The organism is Neotamlana nanhaiensis, from assembly GCF_000943555.1.
Lineage (GTDB): Bacteria > Bacteroidota > Bacteroidia > Flavobacteriales > Flavobacteriaceae > Neotamlana > Neotamlana nanhaiensis.
The window spans coordinates 15,989-36,015 of record NZ_JTDV01000019.1; the positions used below are offsets into that span (position 1 = coordinate 15,989).

The 20,027-nt window shown below is 33.0% G+C and carries 19 protein-coding genes; 4 read left to right on the forward strand and 15 right to left on the reverse strand.

Going from position 1 to position 20,027, the window contains the following annotated elements; translation table 11 throughout:
* Nucleotides 1–3 precede the first annotated feature (3 nt).
* From PK35_RS16420 to ruvC, 4 genes are all read right to left on the reverse strand, one after another.
* Complete coding sequence (locus PK35_RS16420; RefSeq protein WP_044627670.1) at nucleotides 4–348, reverse strand: DUF4260 domain-containing protein; 345 nt, start codon at nucleotides 346–348, stop codon at nucleotides 4–6.
* Entirely contained in the window at nucleotides 349–1,098 is a 750-nt protein-coding gene (locus tag PK35_RS16425) for a cyclase family protein (protein WP_044627671.1), read from the reverse strand.
* Between the two features lie 61 nt (nucleotides 1,099–1,159).
* Nucleotides 1,160–2,284: a radical SAM family heme chaperone HemW gene (gene hemW, locus PK35_RS16430; protein ID WP_044627672.1), complete on the reverse strand. Its 1,125-nt coding sequence runs from the start codon at nucleotides 2,282–2,284 to the stop codon at nucleotides 1,160–1,162.
* Nucleotides 2,284–2,835, reverse strand: coding sequence for a crossover junction endodeoxyribonuclease RuvC (gene ruvC, locus PK35_RS16435; protein ID WP_044627673.1), 552 nt, complete (start codon nucleotides 2,833–2,835; stop codon nucleotides 2,284–2,286). The genes hemW and ruvC overlap by 1 nt, the downstream gene beginning before the upstream one ends.
* Nucleotides 2,836–3,191: 356 nt before the next feature.
* On the opposite strand from ruvC, the gene PK35_RS16440 reads away from it, so the two are divergent.
* The 3 genes from PK35_RS16440 (at nucleotide 3,192) to PK35_RS16450 (ending at nucleotide 5,797) form a co-directional block, all read left to right on the forward strand.
* Nucleotides 3,192–3,878 carry a hypothetical protein gene (locus PK35_RS16440; protein WP_349675073.1) on the forward strand — a complete coding sequence of 229 codons (687 nt, stop codon included), beginning with the start codon at nucleotides 3,192–3,194 and terminating at the stop codon, nucleotides 3,876–3,878.
* On the forward strand, nucleotides 3,875–4,984 hold the full coding sequence (locus PK35_RS16445) for a glycosyltransferase (RefSeq protein WP_044627675.1): 1,110 nt from the start codon (nucleotides 3,875–3,877) through the stop codon (nucleotides 4,982–4,984). The genes PK35_RS16440 and PK35_RS16445 overlap by 4 nt, the downstream gene beginning before the upstream one ends.
* A gap of 78 nt (nucleotides 4,985–5,062) precedes the next feature.
* Complete coding sequence (locus tag PK35_RS16450; RefSeq protein WP_044627676.1) at nucleotides 5,063–5,797, forward strand: Bax inhibitor-1/YccA family protein; 735 nt, start codon at nucleotides 5,063–5,065, stop codon at nucleotides 5,795–5,797.
* Here the strand turns inward: PK35_RS16450 and PK35_RS16455 are convergent.
* From PK35_RS16455 to PK35_RS16470, 4 genes are read right to left on the reverse strand one after another with little or no spacing between them, the layout of a single operon-like run.
* On the reverse strand, nucleotides 5,794–6,270 hold the full coding sequence (locus tag PK35_RS16455) for a hypothetical protein (RefSeq protein WP_044627711.1): 477 nt from the start codon (nucleotides 6,268–6,270) through the stop codon (nucleotides 5,794–5,796). The genes PK35_RS16450 and PK35_RS16455 overlap by 4 nt on opposite strands.
* A 41-nt stretch (nucleotides 6,271–6,311) precedes the next feature.
* The gene (locus tag PK35_RS16460) at nucleotides 6,312–7,454 is read right to left on the reverse strand and encodes a tetratricopeptide repeat protein (protein ID WP_044627677.1); all 1,143 of its coding nucleotides are present in this window, start codon (nucleotides 7,452–7,454) and stop codon (nucleotides 6,312–6,314) included.
* Nucleotides 7,447–9,642, reverse strand: a complete 2,196-nt coding sequence (locus PK35_RS17915; protein ID WP_052826061.1) for a M56 family metallopeptidase — start codon at nucleotides 9,640–9,642, stop codon at nucleotides 7,447–7,449. The genes PK35_RS16460 and PK35_RS17915 overlap by 8 nt, the downstream gene beginning before the upstream one ends.
* Before the next feature lie 2 nt (nucleotides 9,643–9,644).
* Nucleotides 9,645–10,004 (reverse strand): BlaI/MecI/CopY family transcriptional regulator, encoded by a 360-nt coding sequence (locus PK35_RS16470; protein ID WP_044627678.1) that lies wholly within the window; start codon nucleotides 10,002–10,004, stop codon nucleotides 9,645–9,647.
* A gap of 186 nt (nucleotides 10,005–10,190) precedes the next feature.
* On the opposite strand from PK35_RS16470, the gene PK35_RS16475 reads away from it, so the two are divergent.
* Nucleotides 10,191–10,688, forward strand: coding sequence for a DUF456 domain-containing protein (locus PK35_RS16475; protein ID WP_044627679.1), 498 nt, complete (start codon nucleotides 10,191–10,193; stop codon nucleotides 10,686–10,688).
* Nucleotides 10,689–10,931: 243 nt separating this feature from the next.
* On the opposite strand, the gene PK35_RS16480 is transcribed toward PK35_RS16475, so the two are convergent.
* The 7 genes from PK35_RS16480 to PK35_RS16505 form a co-directional block, all read right to left on the reverse strand.
* Entirely contained in the window at nucleotides 10,932–11,603 is a 672-nt protein-coding gene (locus PK35_RS16480) for a response regulator (protein WP_044627680.1), read from the reverse strand.
* Between the two features lie 9 nt (nucleotides 11,604–11,612).
* Complete coding sequence (locus tag PK35_RS16485) at nucleotides 11,613–13,397, reverse strand: tetratricopeptide repeat-containing sensor histidine kinase (protein WP_162182425.1); 1,785 nt, start codon at nucleotides 13,395–13,397, stop codon at nucleotides 11,613–11,615.
* Between the two features lie 164 nt (nucleotides 13,398–13,561).
* Entirely contained in the window at nucleotides 13,562–13,708 is a 147-nt protein-coding gene (locus tag PK35_RS17645; protein ID WP_157841075.1) for a hypothetical protein, read from the reverse strand.
* Between the two features lie 347 nt (nucleotides 13,709–14,055).
* Complete coding sequence (locus PK35_RS16490; RefSeq protein WP_044627681.1) at nucleotides 14,056–15,060, reverse strand: LacI family DNA-binding transcriptional regulator; 1,005 nt, start codon at nucleotides 15,058–15,060, stop codon at nucleotides 14,056–14,058.
* A gap of 129 nt (nucleotides 15,061–15,189) precedes the next feature.
* Nucleotides 15,190–16,452 carry a T9SS type A sorting domain-containing protein gene (locus PK35_RS16495; RefSeq protein WP_044627682.1) on the reverse strand — a complete coding sequence of 421 codons (1,263 nt, stop codon included), beginning with the start codon at nucleotides 16,450–16,452 and terminating at the stop codon, nucleotides 15,190–15,192.
* A 31-nt stretch (nucleotides 16,453–16,483) separates the two neighbouring features.
* A complete protein-coding gene (locus PK35_RS16500) occupies nucleotides 16,484–17,872 on the reverse strand; it encodes an HmuY family protein (RefSeq protein WP_044627683.1) in 1,389 nt (462 codons plus the stop codon).
* A 3-nt stretch (nucleotides 17,873–17,875) separates the two neighbouring features.
* On the reverse strand, nucleotides 17,876–19,939 hold the full coding sequence (locus tag PK35_RS16505; RefSeq protein ID WP_157841076.1) for a TonB-dependent receptor plug domain-containing protein: 2,064 nt from the start codon (nucleotides 19,937–19,939) through the stop codon (nucleotides 17,876–17,878).
* Between the last annotated feature and the right edge of the window lie 88 nt (nucleotides 19,940–20,027).

Genomic DNA, 20,027 nt, shown 5'->3' on the forward strand with positions numbered 1-20,027 from the left:
CTTTTAAAGTTTACCTAAATGGGTGTTTTTAAAATGATCGACGTATTTTAATCCGTAACCAAAAACGCGATCGAAACTAGCATGCGAAAACAAAATAACACCTATTAATTTTAAAACATCTTGTTGCAAATATAGCCCTAGAAAATAAATTAAAATTGCTAGTCCTTTATGGTGGAACAGATTGTATGAATACGCACCAACTTTAGTGTTTACAATATAACCCAGCATACCAACATCGGGCGTTAATAGCAAACCTACAAACCACCACCAACTAAGTTGTAGTTGCGAGAACAAGTACATACCTAACATGAACATGAGTAATTCTTCGAACTTTAAAATGGTTTTCATTTACGGTACAGTTTTATACAAAACGGGTTTGCTTGGTGTGGCGTCGTTTTCGAACGGTGCTATTTGCAAATTAACAAAATACTCACCATCTTCAATGGTATTTGGTACATAAATAAACTCGGTTATCGTGGCATCTAATCGTAACTTTCCTTTGGTATTCCAAAAAGCATTGTGTCCGCGCAACGCACCGGCATCTTTTTCTCGATCAATACTCGGTAAATCGATAAGCAAATGCTTAACACCCTTTTTCACCAAATAATCTACCGCCTCGGCTTGTAAATATGGCCAATTGGTATTGGAGTATTGTCGTGTTAATTTTTCCTTGGTGTTTGGTATGGTTCTAATTACCAAAGCATCGCGTTTTTTGTTTCCTAAAGCGAATTGTATTTGCTTTTTCGAAATCACTCTATCGTCGTTAAAGGTTTCTGGCGCTACGGTAATTACTTCAGCTAAAAAGAAAAACTGCTTTAAATTCTGATTAATAGAATGTACTTTTTTAGTGATGTGTCCAACCGTTTCGGTGTGTGTACCGTGTGCATGCGGATTAAACTGAATGTTATTAAAATTAACACTCGCGCCTTCTTCTACACTCGCCACCCAATCGTCTTCTACATGTGGCGTTATTTTTGGCGGACCAATATACCACGCATTAACATTTTTGTCGCCATTGCGAATAGGAATAGAAATATCGAGAGGATTGGATAAATTTATTTTTAATTTTCTTGAATTGTATTGAATTGTTGCAAGCATAAAATTTAACTAAGGGCTTTTCTGTTTTAAAATAAAAAATTACCTGAAACTTAAAACTCTTTTATAAATAAAATAACTCCGAAGCGATGCCATCGCATAAAAACTTTCCTTTTTGTGTAGTTCGCAACGTATCATCTTCAATATACAACAATTCTTGATGAATGTATTTTTTAGCGGATTGTTTTAAATGCTGAAGAAAGTCACCTCCAAATTCGGCTGTAACTTTTTGTAGCGAAACACCCCAAATGGTTCGTAAACCCGTCATGACATATTCATTAAAAGCATCTTCTTTGGTGAGATTTTCTGTTGAAGAAGGCAACTCATTTTTCATGATACTTTTAATGTACTTGGTATTGTTTGAAACATTCCAACTACGCTGATTATTGTAAAACGAATGCGCCGATGGCCCAATGCCTAAATACGATTTCCCATGCCAATAACTTGTGTTGTGTTTCGAGAAAAAATGAGGTTTCCCAAAGTTAGAAATTTCATAATGTACAAAACCTTCTTTTTGGGTTTGCTCTACCAAATGATTAAAATGCTGAAGCGCTAAATCTTCATCTATTGGCGGATAAGCTCCTTTTGCAATTAAAGTATCTAAGGCCGTTTTTGGTTCTACCGTTAAGGCGTAACTCGAAATATGATTAATTCCAAAGTTAAATGCCTTTTGTAAATTTTGGTTCCATTTTTCAAGGCTCATTTCTGGAATACCATAAATTAAATCGATGGTAATATTATTGAAATATTTGGTGGCTTCCTCTAAACAAATTTTAGCTTCATTGGCATCGTGCGCCCGATTCATACGTTTTAAATCGTGATCAAAAAACGACTGAATACCAATACTCAATCGGTTAATTTTAGATTCCGATAAGGTTTTAATGCGCTCCACCGACAAGTCATCTGGATTGGCTTCCAAAGTGATTTCCAGATGCTCACACACGTGAAACTTTTGGTAAACCGTATCAATAATTTTCTGTAATTCGGCATTACTTAACAACGATGGCGTGCCACCACCGAAGTAAATCGTTTCGACAGTTTGATTTTTTAAAATGTCATGACGTAGTTCAATTTCGTGTATTAACGCGTCAATAAGTTCGTCTTTCTTTTTTAATGAGGTTGAAAAATGAAAATCGCAATAATAACAAGCTTGCTTGCAAAACGGAATATGGATGTAAATTCCGGCCATTATTTTTTAACTCTATCTTGATTTTGTTTTACAAAAGCATCCCAACCCGAATAGCTTTTACCTACCTCAACACGACCCGAATTGTAAAAATGACAAACTGCCGCGGCTAAACCATCGGTAGCATCGAGGTTTTTAGGTAGTGTTTTTAAGCCTAACATACCTTGAAGCATTTTGGCAACTTGTTCTTTACTCGCGTTACCATTTCCTGTTATGGCCATTTTTATTTTTTTGGGTAAATACTCGGTTATGGGTATTTCTCTACTCAAACCTGCCGCCATAGCTACACCTTGTGCACGCCCAAGCTTTAACATACTTTGTACATTTTTACCAAAAAACGGCGCTTCAATAGCAATTTCGTCTGGGTTGTGGGTATCGATAAGTTCTATGGTGCGCTCAAAAATAAGTTTGAGTTTTAGGTAATGGTCGTCGTATTTTTTTAAATCGAGCTCATTAAGTTGTAAAAATTGCATGGTTTTCCCCACTACTTTTATGAGTCCGAAACCCATAATAGTTGTTCCTGGGTCTATGCCTAAAATAATTCGTTCTTTCATTCTACTTAAATATCAACAACTTAAAAAGGTAAGTTTTTAAACGGCATTTTATTGCGTAATTTGCAAACGATATGCGCCAACTGCCCTACAAAACTAAGCAATTCTTTTTTGTACTTATTAAGTTAAGCATTGTTGTTGGTGCTTTTTATTTTATTTACCAAAAACTCACAAATAATAGCACTTTGAGTTTTTTGGAATTTGTTAGTTTATTACAAAAAAATGACGTTTTCAGCTTAAAAAATGGTGTTTTGCTTTTGTTTTTAAGCACTTTTAACTGGTTTTTCGAAATTTTAAAATGGCAGACTTTAGTTAGTGCCGTAACGAAAATCAGTTTTAAACATGCGCTCGAACAAAGCTTGGGCAGCTTAACTGCATCGCTTGTTACACCCAATAGAATTGGTGAATATGGCGCAAAAGCCATGTACTTTGTTGGCAACCTTCGTAAAAAAGTACTACTTGTTAATTTGCTTCACAACAGCCTACAAATGCTGGTTACAACCGTTTTAGGTCTTATTGGCTTTTATCTTTTTGTAAAAACCTATCAACCCAACATCAACTACTTTAAAATTAGTCGGTTTGCCATAGCAATTTTGGTTGTTGGTGTGCTTTTCATCTTCGGAATAAAAAATAGTAAGCTGAAAATTGGTGGTTTTCGACTGGATAAGCTTCAAAAATTCTTTATCAACTTCCCCAAACAAAAGGTTATTTTAGGTAGTTTTTACAGCCTAATTCGTTATGCTACGTTTTCATTTCAGTTTTTTGTTTTGCTTCAAATTTTTAGTGTCAATCTTAGCTTTTTGGATGCCATGATAATTATTTCAACCTTATATTTATTGAGTTCGGTAATCCCGTCTATTTTTATTTTTGATGTGATTGTAAAGGGAAGTATTGCCGTTTATCTATTTTCGTTTGCTCAAATTAACGAGTTAACGGTGCTAAGCATTGTTTCTTTAATGTGGATTTTTAACTTTGTTATTCCAAGCCTAATAGGCAGTTTTTATGTACTAAAGTTTAAACTTCCCAAAACAAACAGCATTACATGATGATATTAAGCCTTTTAATAACTTTAATTTACCTAATTTTAATAGGAAGTTTTATTATTGGGTTTAATAAAGTTGAAGATTTTAAGCTGAAAAAACTACCTCCTAAAACGCGGTTTTCAATTATTATTCCGTTTAGAAATGAAGCTGAAAATTTACCGCGACTTTTAAAATCGATTGAAAATCTTAACTATCACAAACTACTTTTTGAAGTATTTTTGGTTGACGATGCCTCGGAAGACAACTCGGTTGAAGTTATAGTAAAAAGTGGTAGCGATGCTATCTTAATTCCGAATAAGCGTAAAACCAAATCGCCAAAAAAAGATGCGATTACAACAGCCATGGATTTTGCAAAACACGAATGGATTATAACTACCGATGCCGATTGCGAACTTCCTAAATATTGGCTCGACACTTTTGATGCCTACATACAAAATCACAATGTTGATGCATTGGTAGCGCCAATAAACTACACTAATAAAAACTCATTTTTAAACCAATTTCAAATATTAGATAGCCTTAGTTTACAAGGTGCCACAATAGGCGGTTTTGGTTTAAACAAACCTTTTATGTGCAATGGCGCTAATTTTTCCTATAAAAAGTCGGTTTTTAAAAGCCTAAAAGGATTTAAAGGTAACCAAAACATAGCGAGTGGCGACGATGTATTCTTCCTCGAAAAATTAATAAAACAAAATAAAACCATTGGCTACGTTAAAAGCAAACACGCCATAGTAAAAACCAAAACCCAAGACAATTGGCGCGATTTAATTGCGCAACATATACGTTGGGCAGCCAAAACAAGTAAATACAACAATATGTTTGGCAAAATTACTGGACTCTTTGTTTTACTAATGAATGCGTTTATTGTAACTGGTATTTTACTTACTATTTTAGGTTTTATAAATCCGTTTACATTTCTTGGAGTTGTTATCGCTAAAGCACTTATAGATTTAATTTTATTAAGTAAAACGGCTTCTTTTTTTAATCAAAAACAGGTATTAAAACATTTTGCTTTGGGCTTTTTTGTGTATTCGTTTTTTAGTGTTTTTGTTGCAGTAAAATCTATGTTTACTGGATATACTTGGAAAGGACGCTCGTTTAAAGCCTAAATCTAGATCATTTTGCGAATTCAATTAATGCAATCTGTATAATTTCAGCATAAAACTAAAACTGGTTATTTTAGTAACATGAAGCTTTTAAACAAAACATCGAATCCTGCTTTTACCAATTACTTTTTTGACGACGAAAACCGTAGCACCAAAACAATGACTGTTACTGGTATTTTTATAAAATCGCTTTTCTCAATAGCCATAATTATTGCGGTTGCTTTTGGCGTTTATAAACTTTACAGCTTGGGTTACACTATAAAATGGCTGAGTTTAGGCGGCATGCTTGCGGCCATCGTCATTAGCATTGTTATTTCGGTTAGGCAACATTGGGCACATATTTTAGTACCGCTTTACGCCGTTGCAAAGGGTTTGTTTTTATCGAGTTTAAGTATTTATGCGCATAATCAATTTCCAAATTTACCGTACCAAGCTATCGGCATTACGGTTGTTACTTTTATTGTCGTTTTACTGTTGTACCAAACTCGTATTATAGTAGTTACAAAAAAATTACGCAGTGTTATTATTACGGTTTGCACCAGTATTTTTGTAATTTATCTCATCTCATGGATATTGAGTTTTTTTGGGGTAAAAGTCTTTATTTGGGGGATTTCTTGGCCTGCTATTATTTTTAACATAGTCGCGGCCATTTTTGCTGCCTTGTCTCTTCTATTAGATTTCGATTATATTGAGCGCTATAAAAACAAAGCTCCAAAATATAAAGAATGGTTAGCAACTTGGGGATTACTAGTCACTTTAGTTTGGCTTTACGCCGAAATTTTAAGACTAATGCGTAAGCTATCTATCAGGTTTTAGTCTACATTAATAATTATTGGCAAACTAAAAGCAGCGTTTACATGTTGCCCTCGTTTTATAGCTGGATAAACTTGAGGAAGCGAATCTAAACTTTGGGTTATTAAAGCTTCGATATTAGGAATTTCATTGCGTGTTGTAATAGTCATTTTAGTATCTACAAGCTTTAAAATACCATCTTTCGATAAGTTAAATTTCAAAACAATAGTATCTGTAATATCTTGTGTAACAGTTATTTGTTCTTGTTTTAAAAATTCCCAAATATGAAGTGCTAAACTGTTTTGAAAACAATTTTTTCTATCTTGTTTCACAGCAATAGAATCGCAGCTCGAAAAGCTTGGATATTCATCTACATCGGTCCAATTAAATGCTTTTAATTCTTCGTTTAAAATATCTTGAGACGACGTTTTCTTCACCTTAAAAAAGTCGCAGGAAATGAGTAAAAAAAAGAATAACAGAGTAAAAATAAACCTCATAGATTTCAACTGAAACCGAAATTTACAATTTTTTTCGGTTTTCAATCTTTCTTTTCACCTTCTTTAATAAATTTTTCTTGTTTTAGTTTTGATATTCTGTCTTCTATGAAAGCATTCATGCCTTTATCGGGAAATTTTTCAAGTAAGTTTTCGAATACTTTAATTCTTGCATCGTAGTCTTTATAATAGCTGTCCAGTGTTACAGCCATTTGAAAATGCGCCAAGTAATTATCAGGAGCTTCTTTTATGGCTATTTTTAAAGTTTCAACGGCTTCTTTATATTTTTTCTGTCGGTTAAATACCGTTGCTAACTTCATATATTCTTTATCAAGCGGTTGGTCTAAAAGAAACAGTGCATCTTTAATAAACTTTTCTGCGTTTTCAAAATCATTTGTATTTAAATAATAGGTTCCAATGACGTAACGTGCTGTGGCATCATGAGGATTAAACTTTAAAGCTTTTAATCGGTATTCTATCGCTTTTTCATAATTAAAATGCTTAGCATAACTTAAGCTTATTTTTTCATAAACGAATGCTGATTTTTCTCCCAAATCGATAAGTTTTTCAAACCAAGCTATCGCTTCACGATAATTTTGAGACCAAAAGTAATTTTGCGCTTTAAGACTTATTAGTTTTGCGTTGTTTTGGTAACTTTCCAAACCTTTATCAACATATTTATCTACCAGAGCATACTCACGTTTTTGCAAATGTGTTTTTGCAATTTCGTAAATGGCTTTTTGGTGTGTTTCGTCTAAACTATAGGTTGTTTTAAAAGCATTTATTGCTGTGGAATCGTTTAATTTTTCAAGTACCAAACCTAATTCGTAATGGAAATTCGGGTTTAAACTATCGGTTTTTATCAAACTACTAAATATACTTTTAGCTTCTTTAAACTTTTTTGTAGCTGATAATAATTTTGCATAATCGTATTTTAACAACATATTAGTCGGATTGGTTTCTACTCCCAATTCATAATACTTTAAAGCCTCATCGTAATTACCAATAGCCGTGTAAGACTTGGCTAACTTATCATAAACTTCGGGTTGATTTGAATGCGATTTGTAAACGCGAATTGCATTTGAATAATTTCCCAGAACAAACAGACTATCTGCAGCATTTAAAACCGAAGTTTGTGCTTCGGTTTTAAATATGAATACTAAAAATAGAATTGAAATTCTAATCATTAGTTTTAGTTTCTTCTACTTCAAAAATAATTGGCAAGCTGTATGGTACTTTTACAGTTTTTCCTTTTTGGGTTCCAGGAGTCATTTTAGGAAGTTCACTAATAACGCGAATGGCTTCTTCTTCCAATACTTTATGTGGCGCTCTTGCCTTAATGTCATCGGTAGTTACGCTTCCAAATTCATCAATTTTAAAAATAACACTTATACGTTGCCTACCTGTTAAACCTAATTCGTTTCCTAAATCTGTATTAAATTTTTGAGCTACAAATTCACTAATTTTTTCAGACATACACTTTTTACGTTCCTCATTGGTTTGTAAGTTTTCGCAACCTGGGAATACGGGAGCATTTTCAACTACTGAAAAGGGCACTTCAATATCATCAGCAATTATGTCTTCTGATGTCTCCGATACTTTTTCTAATTCTACATCGGCAACCTGAAAAATTATAGGTAAACTATAAGGCACATTTACCTTTTTACCTTGATGTTCGCCGGGTATCATTCTTGGCAAGCTACTAATTACTCGTATTGCTTCTTCTTCTAAAGCTGGATGCGGGGCTCTTGAGCGTATATCTATAATATTTCCTTTGGTATCTATCTTAAAAATAACATTGATACGTTGTCTGCCTTTTAATTGTAAACTATCGGCTATTTTGGTGTTGAAATTTTTGTTAACAAATTGCGAAATACTTCTGGACATACAATCACTCTGTTCTTTGTTGGTTGTTAAATCTTCACAACCTGGAAACAATGGAACCTTTTCTATAACTGAAAATGGAACTTCAATATTTTCACTTTCATATATTTTCAAGTCGTTCATTTCTTTTGACGGTTCATTAATTAGTAATGTGGTAATAATTTCACCATCTGTCATTACCAACGAATGAAAAAACTCATCTCTCATTATAAAATCAATTTTTTCTTTCCTGCGCTTATCCTCTGCTTCTGTCAAGCTTTTCATATTGTCAACTACAAGTTTCAAAACGCCATCACTTGTACTATTTTCCCAAATTTCTTTTGCCTCATCCGTTCTTTTCCATTCCAAATATTCTTTATAATTTCTACCAATTATCTTTGATTTAAGTAAATCTTTCTTTTTATCACCAAGTAATTTTTCAAAGTAAATATTCTGCCTATAGTACTCTTCTTTTGAAAGAACATATTTATGAGACTTAACGAAAAATGCTTTGTAAATCGCTTGAAAATCCGCTCCGTTTTTTACTAATTCATCATATTCTTTTTCTAACTTTTCCTTTATCTCTTCGTCTGGTAATTCTTGATTTCCTGAACTCTGACTTGTCAATTTTATATCCTGAGCCTCGGTCGAAGTATAAATTAGCATCCCAAAAACCAACGGAATTAAGAGTGCATATTTTAATAAATAAATTTGTTTCGATTTTGATTTTTGTAACATAACGATTCGTTTTTTGATTAATGATTGTTTGTAAAATGGATTGATGAATGATATGCGCTTGGTTTGAAACACTTGCGCCAATAAATTTTGATAGTAATCTTTTTTGTTTTGATGTTTTACTGCTTGCGAATCGGCTATAAATTCGTGTAGCGTTATCATTTTATTTTGATAAATGTATACCAACGGGTTAAACCAAAACACAATACGAAGCACCTCGAAAAACAATAAATCGAGTGTATGTTTTTGTTTAACATGAACCATTTCGTGTTGTAAAATGGTATGCTTTTCTGGTTCGCTTAACCGTTCGCCTAAAAACACATAATTAAAAAATGAAAAGGCGTTGGTGCTTTTTAATAAGGTAACTAAACACAGTTTTCCGTTGTTGATTTTAGGACTATTTTTTATTAAAACCAGTACTTTAAATAACTTTACAACAAATAAAATTAAGGTTATGACAACGCCCAGATAAAATAAATTTTGCCATGTAAAAAGCATTATAATTGATGCGCTTTGAGATTGAATAACAACTGGATCGAGTTGTATGGTTTTATTTGTTTGCCCTAAAAATACTTCGGGTAAAGCTACAACAAACTGCTCTGGCACTGCTTTTTTAAAACTTTCAATTTTTATAAAGGGCAATACCAACGACAACCATGCTGTGAATAAAAGGTATGCTCTATTCCAATTAAAAAAGGTTTCGCGTTTTAAAAATGTATCGTAAACCAAAAGAAAAAACAACTGAAACGTTACAGTTTGAAGTAGATAATGCCACATGATTACTCGTTTTTATTAATTTCTTTTAACACCGATTCTAACTCGTTTACACTAATGTCGTTTTTCTTCATAAAGAAAGATACCATGCTTTTAAACGACCCTTGAAAGTACCCATCTACCAACTTATTTATAGATTGATTACTGTAATCTTGTTGTTTTAAAACAGGAAAATAAATATGCCCTTTTCCCTGTTTTTCGTAATCTACAACACCTTTACCTTCTAAAATTCTAACAATAGTTGAAACCGTATTGTAAGCTGGTTTTGGATCAGGGAATTCTTCAATTATGGCTTTAACATTGGCCTTTTTTAGTTGCCAAAGTATTTTCATTATATCCTCTTCTGCTTTTGTAAGTTGTACCATATTTTTTTATTTAAGTAATTTTTTGTTTCTATTTTTAAAGTTTCTGAAACCAATTCATTGATGACAATGAAAAAATTTCATACCGCTAATATAACTAAAAAATTAGTTAAAACTATAATTTTAGTTTAAAATGTAACACGTGACCTAATTTTTAGTCTAATAATCAAGAACAAAATCACTTAACCCATGGATATTACTTTATTTATTATTGCTTGCTTTTTAATGTTTTTAGGCATTATTGGTAGTTTTTTACCCATTTTACCTGGACCTGTAACCAGTTGGCTTGGTTTTTTGATTTTACATTTTACTAAAACCATAACTTTAGAAACATCATTTTTAGTGATAACAGGATTAATTGCCTTATTTATTTACATACTCGATTATATAATTCCTGCTATTGGCACCAAGCGATTTGGCGGAAGTAAGTATGGGGTTATTGGCACAACCATTGGGCTAATTGTTGGCATTTTTGCTCCAATACCTGGCGGTATAATTATTGGTCCATTTTTAGGGGCTCTAATAGGCGAATTATTAAATAAAAGTGATACAAAAACAGCTACACGCGCAGCATTTGGATCGTTTTTAGGCTTTATTACCTCAACTTTTATAAAGTTTATTGTGGCTATAATTTATACCGGACTTTTTATTGGTATAGTTTGGGAAAATAGAGACATCTTATTTTAATTTTAATCTAAAAAAAGAAGAAACCCTGTGGGTCTCTCACCTCCACAGGGTTTTTGTGTAAATTGCTATTATCAACAAAAAAATGAGGGATTAATTAATTTTTTTGAAGCGTTGTATATACAAATATACCTATAAATTTCTAATTTTAGATGTGGGAAACCCGTAATTAACTTACGGTTAACTTACAGAACTCAATGAATACAAGGGTTTTAAGCAGAAAAAAACTGTAAAAAATCATAAATTTTATATAAACCCTTTGCTACGAGCTTCGTTTATTAAAGTTTCATCTTGCCCATCTTCTACCTCAAAAATTTCTCGTAATTGTTTTTTACGTTTTTCTATAGCGCTTAAAGAAATATCTAAATGTTGCGCTAAATTTTTGGTTTTTATCCCTTGCGATAATAAGTAAAGTATTTTTCGGTTTTTCTCGTCGATTACAATATCTGTGGTTAACGATTTTCTAATATGCTGATTTACGGTACCGCTATAAAATGGCGGATTATTTAAAACCGCTTGAAAAGCACTTGCCAATTCACTTGATGTTAAATCACTTTTAATTAAAAAACCTTCTGGATCGATGGTTTTAATAATATTATGTATTCTAAACGATTCGTTAAACATGGTTAACACCACAATTTTAGCATTTGGAAGTACTTTTTTGGCATATTCGGCTATGTCTTCGCCAGAACTCATAACACCATCGGTTGACGGTGGTAAACTTATATCGACAAACAGTACATCGTAAGGCGTTTCGTTTACCGATTTATTAATTAATTCTACAGCCTGATCGCAATTATTTGCGATATCAATTTTTAAATTTTGATGTTCTTTTTTTGTAAATAATAATGTGTTTTGATATCCTTCAATAATCATAGGATGATCATCAATCATTAATATTTTTATGTTTTCGGTCATGTTAGGTTATTATGTAATTGGAGCTTCTAAAATTAAGGTTGTACCTTGTTGTTTCTGGGATGTTATAGTTATATTTCCGTTAATTTCTTTTACTCTAGAATTCATGTTTTTTAAACCAATTCCAGATTTTGCTTTATTAACATCAAATCCTCCGCCGTCATCTACCATCGTTATGCAAATTACATCTTTTTTTAATTTAAAGCTAATTTTTACAAGGCTTGCATTGGCATGCTTATTAATGTTGTGTAAGGCTTCTTGTATAATGCGGTATATATGAATTTTAGTTTTATTGCTAACAAGATCCCAGTTTATGTTAGAATCTGCCATAAAAGTATGTTTCAAATTATAACTTAAAGTTTGGGTCTCAACTAAAGTTTTAATAATATCGATAAAACCAGAACCTGACACAAAATCGGTATTTAACTCGTGCGATACTTTACGAATATCGTGTTCAATATCTTGCAACTCATTAATATACTGTTCTCGTGCCTTTATTGCCTGCTCACTAGTATTCATATTTAAGCTATCTAAACTTAAACGCGTTCCAAACAAGCGTCCCAAAACACCGTCGTGTAGTTCTTGCGAAATTCTAGTTTTTTCTTGAGCCCTTGCTTCCTCAATACTTTCGTTTTGCGAAAGCATTAGGTTATAAATTTCTTCGTTACTTTCTTGCTGCGATTGTTTAAATTCGAGTGCTTTATTTTTTGCGCGTTGGGTTAAAAATAAATATAGAAGTAAGGCTGCCAACATAATAATTATTGAAATTATAAATAGCCATTGGCGCTCTTTAGCAATGCGTTTATTTTCTTGCTCAATTTGGTCGGTTTCGTAGCGTATTCTTGCAAATTTATCGCGGTTAAGGCGTTCTATTTTTTGTAAACTATCGCTTAACACTATGTATTCATTTAAATATTTATTAGCAGTTTCGCCTTTTTCTATCTTAGCAATAATATAGAGCGATTTAAGCAAATCGTCATTATTGTACTTCTCCGAAATATTTTTGGCTTTATAGGCATAAAATCGAGCCGAATCCTTTTGGTTGATATCGTTATAAAATTCGGCTAAATGTTGATGAATAATTATAGAATTATAAGAATCGTTTATACTGTCGAAAATTTTTAAGGCCTTTAAATAAAGTCCTGGTAATTCTTTATGTTTATTCGCTAAATAAAGGGCATTCGCATAATTACCCAAAGCTAAACCATAAACATCGGGATATTGTGTTATTAATTTTTTGTTGTTATAAATTTCCTGATATTTATTAAAAGCCTTATCGAACTGTCCTGAGCGCCTATAAACTTTAAGCATATTATTTAAAGTTAACCCTTTGCTACGCACGTAATTGCCTTTTAAATCATTTTTAATTTCTAACGCCTTTTCAAAATATGTAATAGATTGTTCGTGTTGTTCTAACTCATCAAAAACAATTCCTAAATTATTGTAAGTATAGGCTTTATACTGCCTAACGCTGTTGGTTTGATTTAAACCATTTAGTAAAGTTAAAACTTCAATAGAAAGCGATTCGCTACCTGTGTAATCTTTTTGGTAAAGCTGGCAAACAGCAATGCCATAGCGAGTTATAGCAACGTTAAAGGTTAAATTATGAGATTGAAAAACCTTTTCGGCCTTTTGGAAGTATACTAATGCGCTATCGCTAAATAGTGATTTTCTAAATAATTCTCCAATTTTATATTGCACCTCTGCAATCGCAACAGAATCGTTTTTAGGAAGTGTTTTTAATTCGGCTTTAACAGAATCTATTTTTTGAAAAACCCTAGAATCTTGTGCATTCAACACAATTATGTTTAAAAAAAACACAAAACAAATATGGGCTAAAACTTTCAACTACTATTAAAACATTTACCCTCAAATGTATTTAATTTTTATTTATTTCCATAAAAAAAGCTTCAACTATAATAGCTGAAGCTTTTTTATAAAATATTAAATGTAATTGTTTCTTAGTCTGAACCACTACCACCAGTATAAGGCATCTCTTCGGTCTCAGGAGATTGTAAAACATCGTCCTCGTTTAAATCTTGTTTTGTACAAGAGGCTACGGTTAAAAAAAGTGATGCTAAAATTAGAGTAATTCTTAAGGCTTTCATATTAATTTCGATTTTTAAGGTTTAACTATTATTTATTTCATTTATTAAAAAACACGTTTCAAAAGACTTAAATTAAAGTCTTGCTTTTTGAGGGATAAATGGAATAATTAACCTTAAACCGATAAGCACAAACAGCCTACGATTATATAAGTTTTTTTGATGAGGGAATTGGCACAAACTGCCTATTTGGATTAATTTTTTAGTAAACTGAACTTAGGGAAAACGGGAGCGCTCAACTTAGCTAAGGCTAATATATATCAACAAAACCAATAATTTAATAAATATTAGATAAAAAACACCTAAAACAAGCCAAAATGATGTATTTTATCGATAAAGAAAGTATTATATTACAATATAGACTTGGTTTTAACCAAACTTGTTTTTACAATATTGGTTTTTACATCTTCCTCTTTATTAGTATTAAGCATGCGATTAATTAGCAATTGCGCTGCATTTTCACCAATGGTCTTGGCATGCTGCCTAATAGTTGTTAATTTAGGTAAGGTATGATTAGAATCGGATTTACTGGCAAAGGCAATTACCGATACATCTTTTGGCACTTTAAGTCCTAAATTTACTGCTGTATTTAAAGCTATTATTCCCGAAGAACTATCGGCTGCTAAAACTGCATCGATACCTGGGTTTTTCTTAAAAAAAGATTTTATTTTCTTTTGATGATCGTCTTTCTTTTTAATTTTTAAAACCAGCGGTTCTTGCTGTTTTTGCTCTAAAATAGCTTTATTGTAACCCCGCTCTCGTAATTTACCAACACTTAAATCGTTAATATTACTTATAAAGGCTATTTTTTTTCGGTTTTCACTAGTTAATAATTGCGTAGCATTGTAGGTAGCATCAAAATCATCAACTATAACTTTATCACATAACACATCGTGCGCCACCCTATCGAACATTACTATTGGCAAACCTTGACTTATGGTTTTTTTAAAGTGTTCAATTTCATTACTTATTTGAGTTTCTTCGGCCACCGATAGAATAAATCCATCGACACTTCCATTGGCTAAAAGCTGCAAACTTTCCTTTTCCTTATCTAAGGATTCGTTAGATATACAGGTAATAATATTATAACCTTGTTTATTGGCTTCACGCTCTATACCAAAAAGCACTTTGGCTAAAAACCTATTTAATATATTAGGAATTATAACACCTATAGTTTTAGTTTTATTATTCTTTAAACTTAAGGCTACTTTATTAGGTTTGTAATTATATAATTCGGCAAGTTCCTTTACTCGTCTTACCGTAGTTTCTCCTATTTCTTCACTGTTATTTAAAGCTTTAGAAACTGTTGAAATTGAAACATTTAACTCTTTAGCCAGTTGTTTGAGTGTAACCATATAAACACGTTTAAGTGGCGTAATTTACAAAATTACTTTTATGCGACTCTTAAATTAAATGTTAACTACTTAATAAAATAAAAAAAGCCACTTTAATAAAGTGGCTTATAAGGAATTACCCCTCTCCTTTTAGTTGAGAATTAATTTTTTTGTAGCACTATTATTTCCTGAAGTAAACTTAAGAACATAAACACCGCTTTGTAAGTTCGATAAATTTAAAGATTTGTTATAAAACCCAGAATTTTTCTTAAGTTCAGATTCAAATACTTTGGCACCAGAAACAGAGTAAATAGCGACTTCATTTTTCCCAGAACCTAATTGATTTACATCGTAAACTAAGTTTATATTTTTATCTGTTGATGGATTTGGATACACGCCAAAAGAAACAGCATCATTAATCGCTTCAATACCTAAAGTAGCAGTAACATCTTGTTGTTTAAACGTGATATTTCCTGTACTGGTGCCTTCAAACGCAGTAAAATACAAGCGATAAACAGTTCCATCGGCATATTTTACGTAATAAGCTTGAGTAGCATCAACATCATAAGTAAATGTACTCATGTTGAACGATTTCCAATCGTAACCAATGGTGTTTATCTCTTCTGAATACGTTAACGAAGGATTTGCTGGCATACCCGAAGTTTCTTCGTTTTGTGCCACAGTTACATCATCGCTATGTAAAACTCCTGTTACTAAATAATACGTACCTGCACCATCTAAATCGGCAATATATTTAGTGAATTTTAAATCCCAATTACCAATCCCAGGTTCTGCAACAACCTCAGCGTCATTTTGTAATGAGTAATAATTAAATTTGTTGTTTGGGTTATTGGTGTTCGATACCGTAGCGGTTTCATCCGTACTCCAATTACTTCCATCCCAAGAAGCATATTTAAAGGTATAACCACCATAATAATCTTCACAGAAGAATTTAATGTAAGAACCGTCAGCATATTTTAAAACAAATACCACATCACCTTCAATATGGTGTGTTGCAAAGTTATAATTACCCCAACCGTATGCATACGTACCATCGGCAGAACCCGTATCGAAAGCACCAGTATTCCAACTAGTTTCAAGGTTGTGTAATTCGGTCCATGATGCTTCGTTGGCAACATCTACGTTTTCCCAGTCGTTTGGATCGTTAGACACATCGAAAACCTGAATGCCAGCGCCATCGTTTACTCTTAAAGAAAAACTCATTGAACTTGTTCTTAAAAAGGCTATATCCCAAGTACTTCTATCGTATGCGTTTGTTGTACCATCGCTTAATTTATAAAACACATCGTTTGCGTAACTAGCTGTCATGCTTAAATCTACTGTTGTTTCTTGTGCTTGAGTCATAAAAATGCTTAAAAGCATTAATAATGAAAAATGTAATTTTGTTTTCATATTTTAAAAGGATTAAATTTATTATTAGTTATTATTCTGCTTGTAAAAGTTCGTATTCAAATTCAGGATAGCCACGTTCTCCACCATCGTTTACCATGGCTAAAAATCGTATTTTATAGATGTTGTCATTAGGATCTTTTATTACAAAAAAGCGGTCTTCAAACGGCATGCTAGAAAACACATCGCGCCAATTTGCCCCAATTGTAGTTTGGTCTGTATTGAGAAGATTTAGGTCTACATTATCTAGTGTAAATGCATCGTAATTGCTGCTACTGGTTTCAACCATATATGCTTCAGCGCCACCTTTAGTATTATGGGTTACAAAATCGGAATAACCATAACTGCCAGCACCATCAATAATATTTGTAAATACTGTAAAACTGATGTCCCAACGGTCTTGCTCTGGCTCAACATCGACTAATTGATTGTTTGTTAAACTGAAGAATGAAAAGTTATAACCACTGGCTTTACTTATAGTAACTTCTTGATGTGAAGTAGCATCTAAATCGGCATATTGAAGCACATAATCGTCTCCATTTTTTAGAATTCTAATTTTTTTCCAACCACGATGATCGCCTGCTACTGCTACACTTCCTGAATTTGGCGTAGCTGTTCCAACCTCGTAACCTAAGTTTAACAAATACACTTTGTTTTCTGAAGCGGTATCGGACACTTCGGCAATAGCGGTTTCTAAAATATTGCCATTTGGCGCATCAACATACGCGGCGTTATCGGCATTAAAAGTACCAACAGCAATCTGACTTTTATAGCTAGACACATCACTCTCGGTAACCGCATCTATATCGGTAAATTCTAGCGCACCTGCGGCCATATAAATTGATCCGTTTATGGCAACTCTAAAGGCGTCGCCACTGTAAAATCCTAAATCCCACGAATCGCGTTGTACAAAAGTGCTCGCAGCGCTACTTAAATCTACAAATACTTGATTGCCTTGATTTGGACCACCTACTTCGGGTTGCATACTGCCACCTAAAGCGGCCGAAGCGTTAAGTTTAAACTGAGTGTTTCCTTGAACATTAGCATCGATGTAGTTTATTGAAGCAACCGCGAATGTAATTTCGGTAGTTTCATCTAAAAACGGATTTAACTTGTTAAAAGCGATGGTATCGGTACTTTGTCCGGAAGTTATATCTAACGTAATTACACCACTAGAAGCTTCAGGTGTTGTTGTAAAATCGGTTCCGTAAATAGCATTTTCTGAAGTTATTTGAATAGTTACCGATCCATTTTCTAAAGCTGTTTTAGAGTATACTAAAGCAATTTCAGCTTCATTTTCAATATCCATTAAGTTTTGAGATAAACTCTCGAAAGCCACCACAAACGGATCTTGCACAAACGTGGTTTCTTCACTACATGCGCTAAAAATGATTGCAATAAGTAAAACGTATAATCTCTTCATGGTTTAGATATTTAAATTGTAGGCTAGTTTTAAAAAGTACGATCTGCCATAACCTAATGTGATATTACTCGACGTTCCTGAATGCGCACCACCGCTTACCGCATTGGTATTTACCGTTGCTGTATCAAGTAAATTGCGCACTCCAAAAGTGGCTTCAAACTGTTTTTTACAGAAAAATTTGCGCAGGTTAACATCTAACCAACTATATGGATTGATGGTTTGCGTTTGAAATGAACCATCACCATTTTGTACAAACCTATTAGTTTCACCAATATGCTTAAAATATGCTGTAACAATCGCATCGGCTTTAGGAATGGTGTAGGTTGCATTGGCATTTACCTGAAAATTATCTTGTCGATCAGAAGTTTCGTTTGTGTCGTAATCAATCGTTCGATTAATACCAAAATAACTCGCACCAAAACCAAGAGACAGGTTATTGAAATAAAAACTATTTTCAAGCGACAGGTTTAATGATGAAAAATCGTCGATGTTATTAAATTGAAATTGTAACGGACTATCATTAACAACCACCATATCAATTCTATCTTTTACATCGATGTATGAAAAGGTTAACTTATTATTCATCATTACATTTTCAGCTAATCGCGATTGTTTTTTGAGGTGGAAAAATGCCGAAAGACCTTCCTCAGGATTTAGGTTTTCGTTACCCTGAACGTCATGATTCACATCTACAAAATATCTGTAAAGCTCATCGAAAGTTGGTGTACGCGTTCCAAAACCTAGAACACCTCGGGCTTCCCAATTGTTTTTAAACAAATGTCGCGCACTTAGCGAATAGTAGTACTGAGTATTAAACTTATCGTTAAACGATGCTCGAATTCCTGGTTTTACCGAAAAGTCTTTGTTAAAATCTATTTCGGCAGACGTAAATACATCTAAATTATTTAAGGTTTTAGATACGCCTTCTTCTCCTGGCGCAAGATTAACGCTAAACGACGAACCAAATCCCATTTCTCGATTGTATTCGTAACCTGCTTGAAGCTTAAATTTATCTTGATTAATAAGATTGCTAAACGTACCACGAGAAAACAACACGTCTTTCGATAAATAGGTAGTATTGCTTACGTTGTCCTTTCTGTCTTCGTGAATGTAATACGTATAACTTTCGCGCTTATTTTCTTGTTTTTGATAAGATGCCGAAATACTATAAGGTACTTCACCTAAGCGACCCGAAACATTTAAATGATGCAGAAAACGTTGATTATTAAAAGTTTCATCTAAAGCGGAAGGATTTCTGGTATCGGTCGCCGAATTGTAATTTTGAGCAACAATAGAATCGTGCTTAAAAATATCTTCGTGTAAATAATCGAACTTATAAAAAGCCGTAAAATTTTCACCTTTATGGCTAATTAAAAACTTACCAAAGTTTTGGGTTTTAGGCAACCAACGGTAACCACGCAAGCTATCGTTCGCATCGTAATATTCGCCTTGAAAATTATCGTAAAAACCCGCAAAATCGTTACGGTTATATGTCGCGCTTATAAAATTTTTGTCTGTTATTTGATGTCCTACACTAACCGACTGAATATGGCGTCCTTTATCGAACAACTCATACTCATCACCAACGGTTTCTTCCTGTATAAAAGTGTTTATTTCCCAATCGTTTTTAGATTTCTTTTTGGTTATAATGTTTAACACTCCAGACATGGCATTGGCACCGTATTGCACACCCATGGCACCTTGCACCAACTCGATGCGCTCCACATCATTTAAATTGATAAGTGTTAAATCGGTTGAATTACCAAAGCCTTCTTCATTAATTACAGGAATATTATCAATTAAAACCTTAAAATAACGCGCACCTAAACCTAACACGTTAATTTCCGACCGACCGTTGGATGCGTTCTGAAAAACATCAATATTTAGGGTTTGATTTAATAAATCGGCTAAGTTGTTTCCTGCTCTATTATCAATATCTTCTCGGGTAATCACTTTTACCTCAAAAACCGACTTTTTAATTGATTGTGGTTTTAACTGACCGGTAACAACAACCTCACTTAATTGTTCTATTTTAGTAGAATCTTGCTTAACAACCTGAGAAAACATTAAAAGGTTTGTTAAAAGCATAAAATAAAGAGAGAAATTATTTTTATTTAGATTCATTCTATTTAAATTTGCTGCAAATATAGATAAC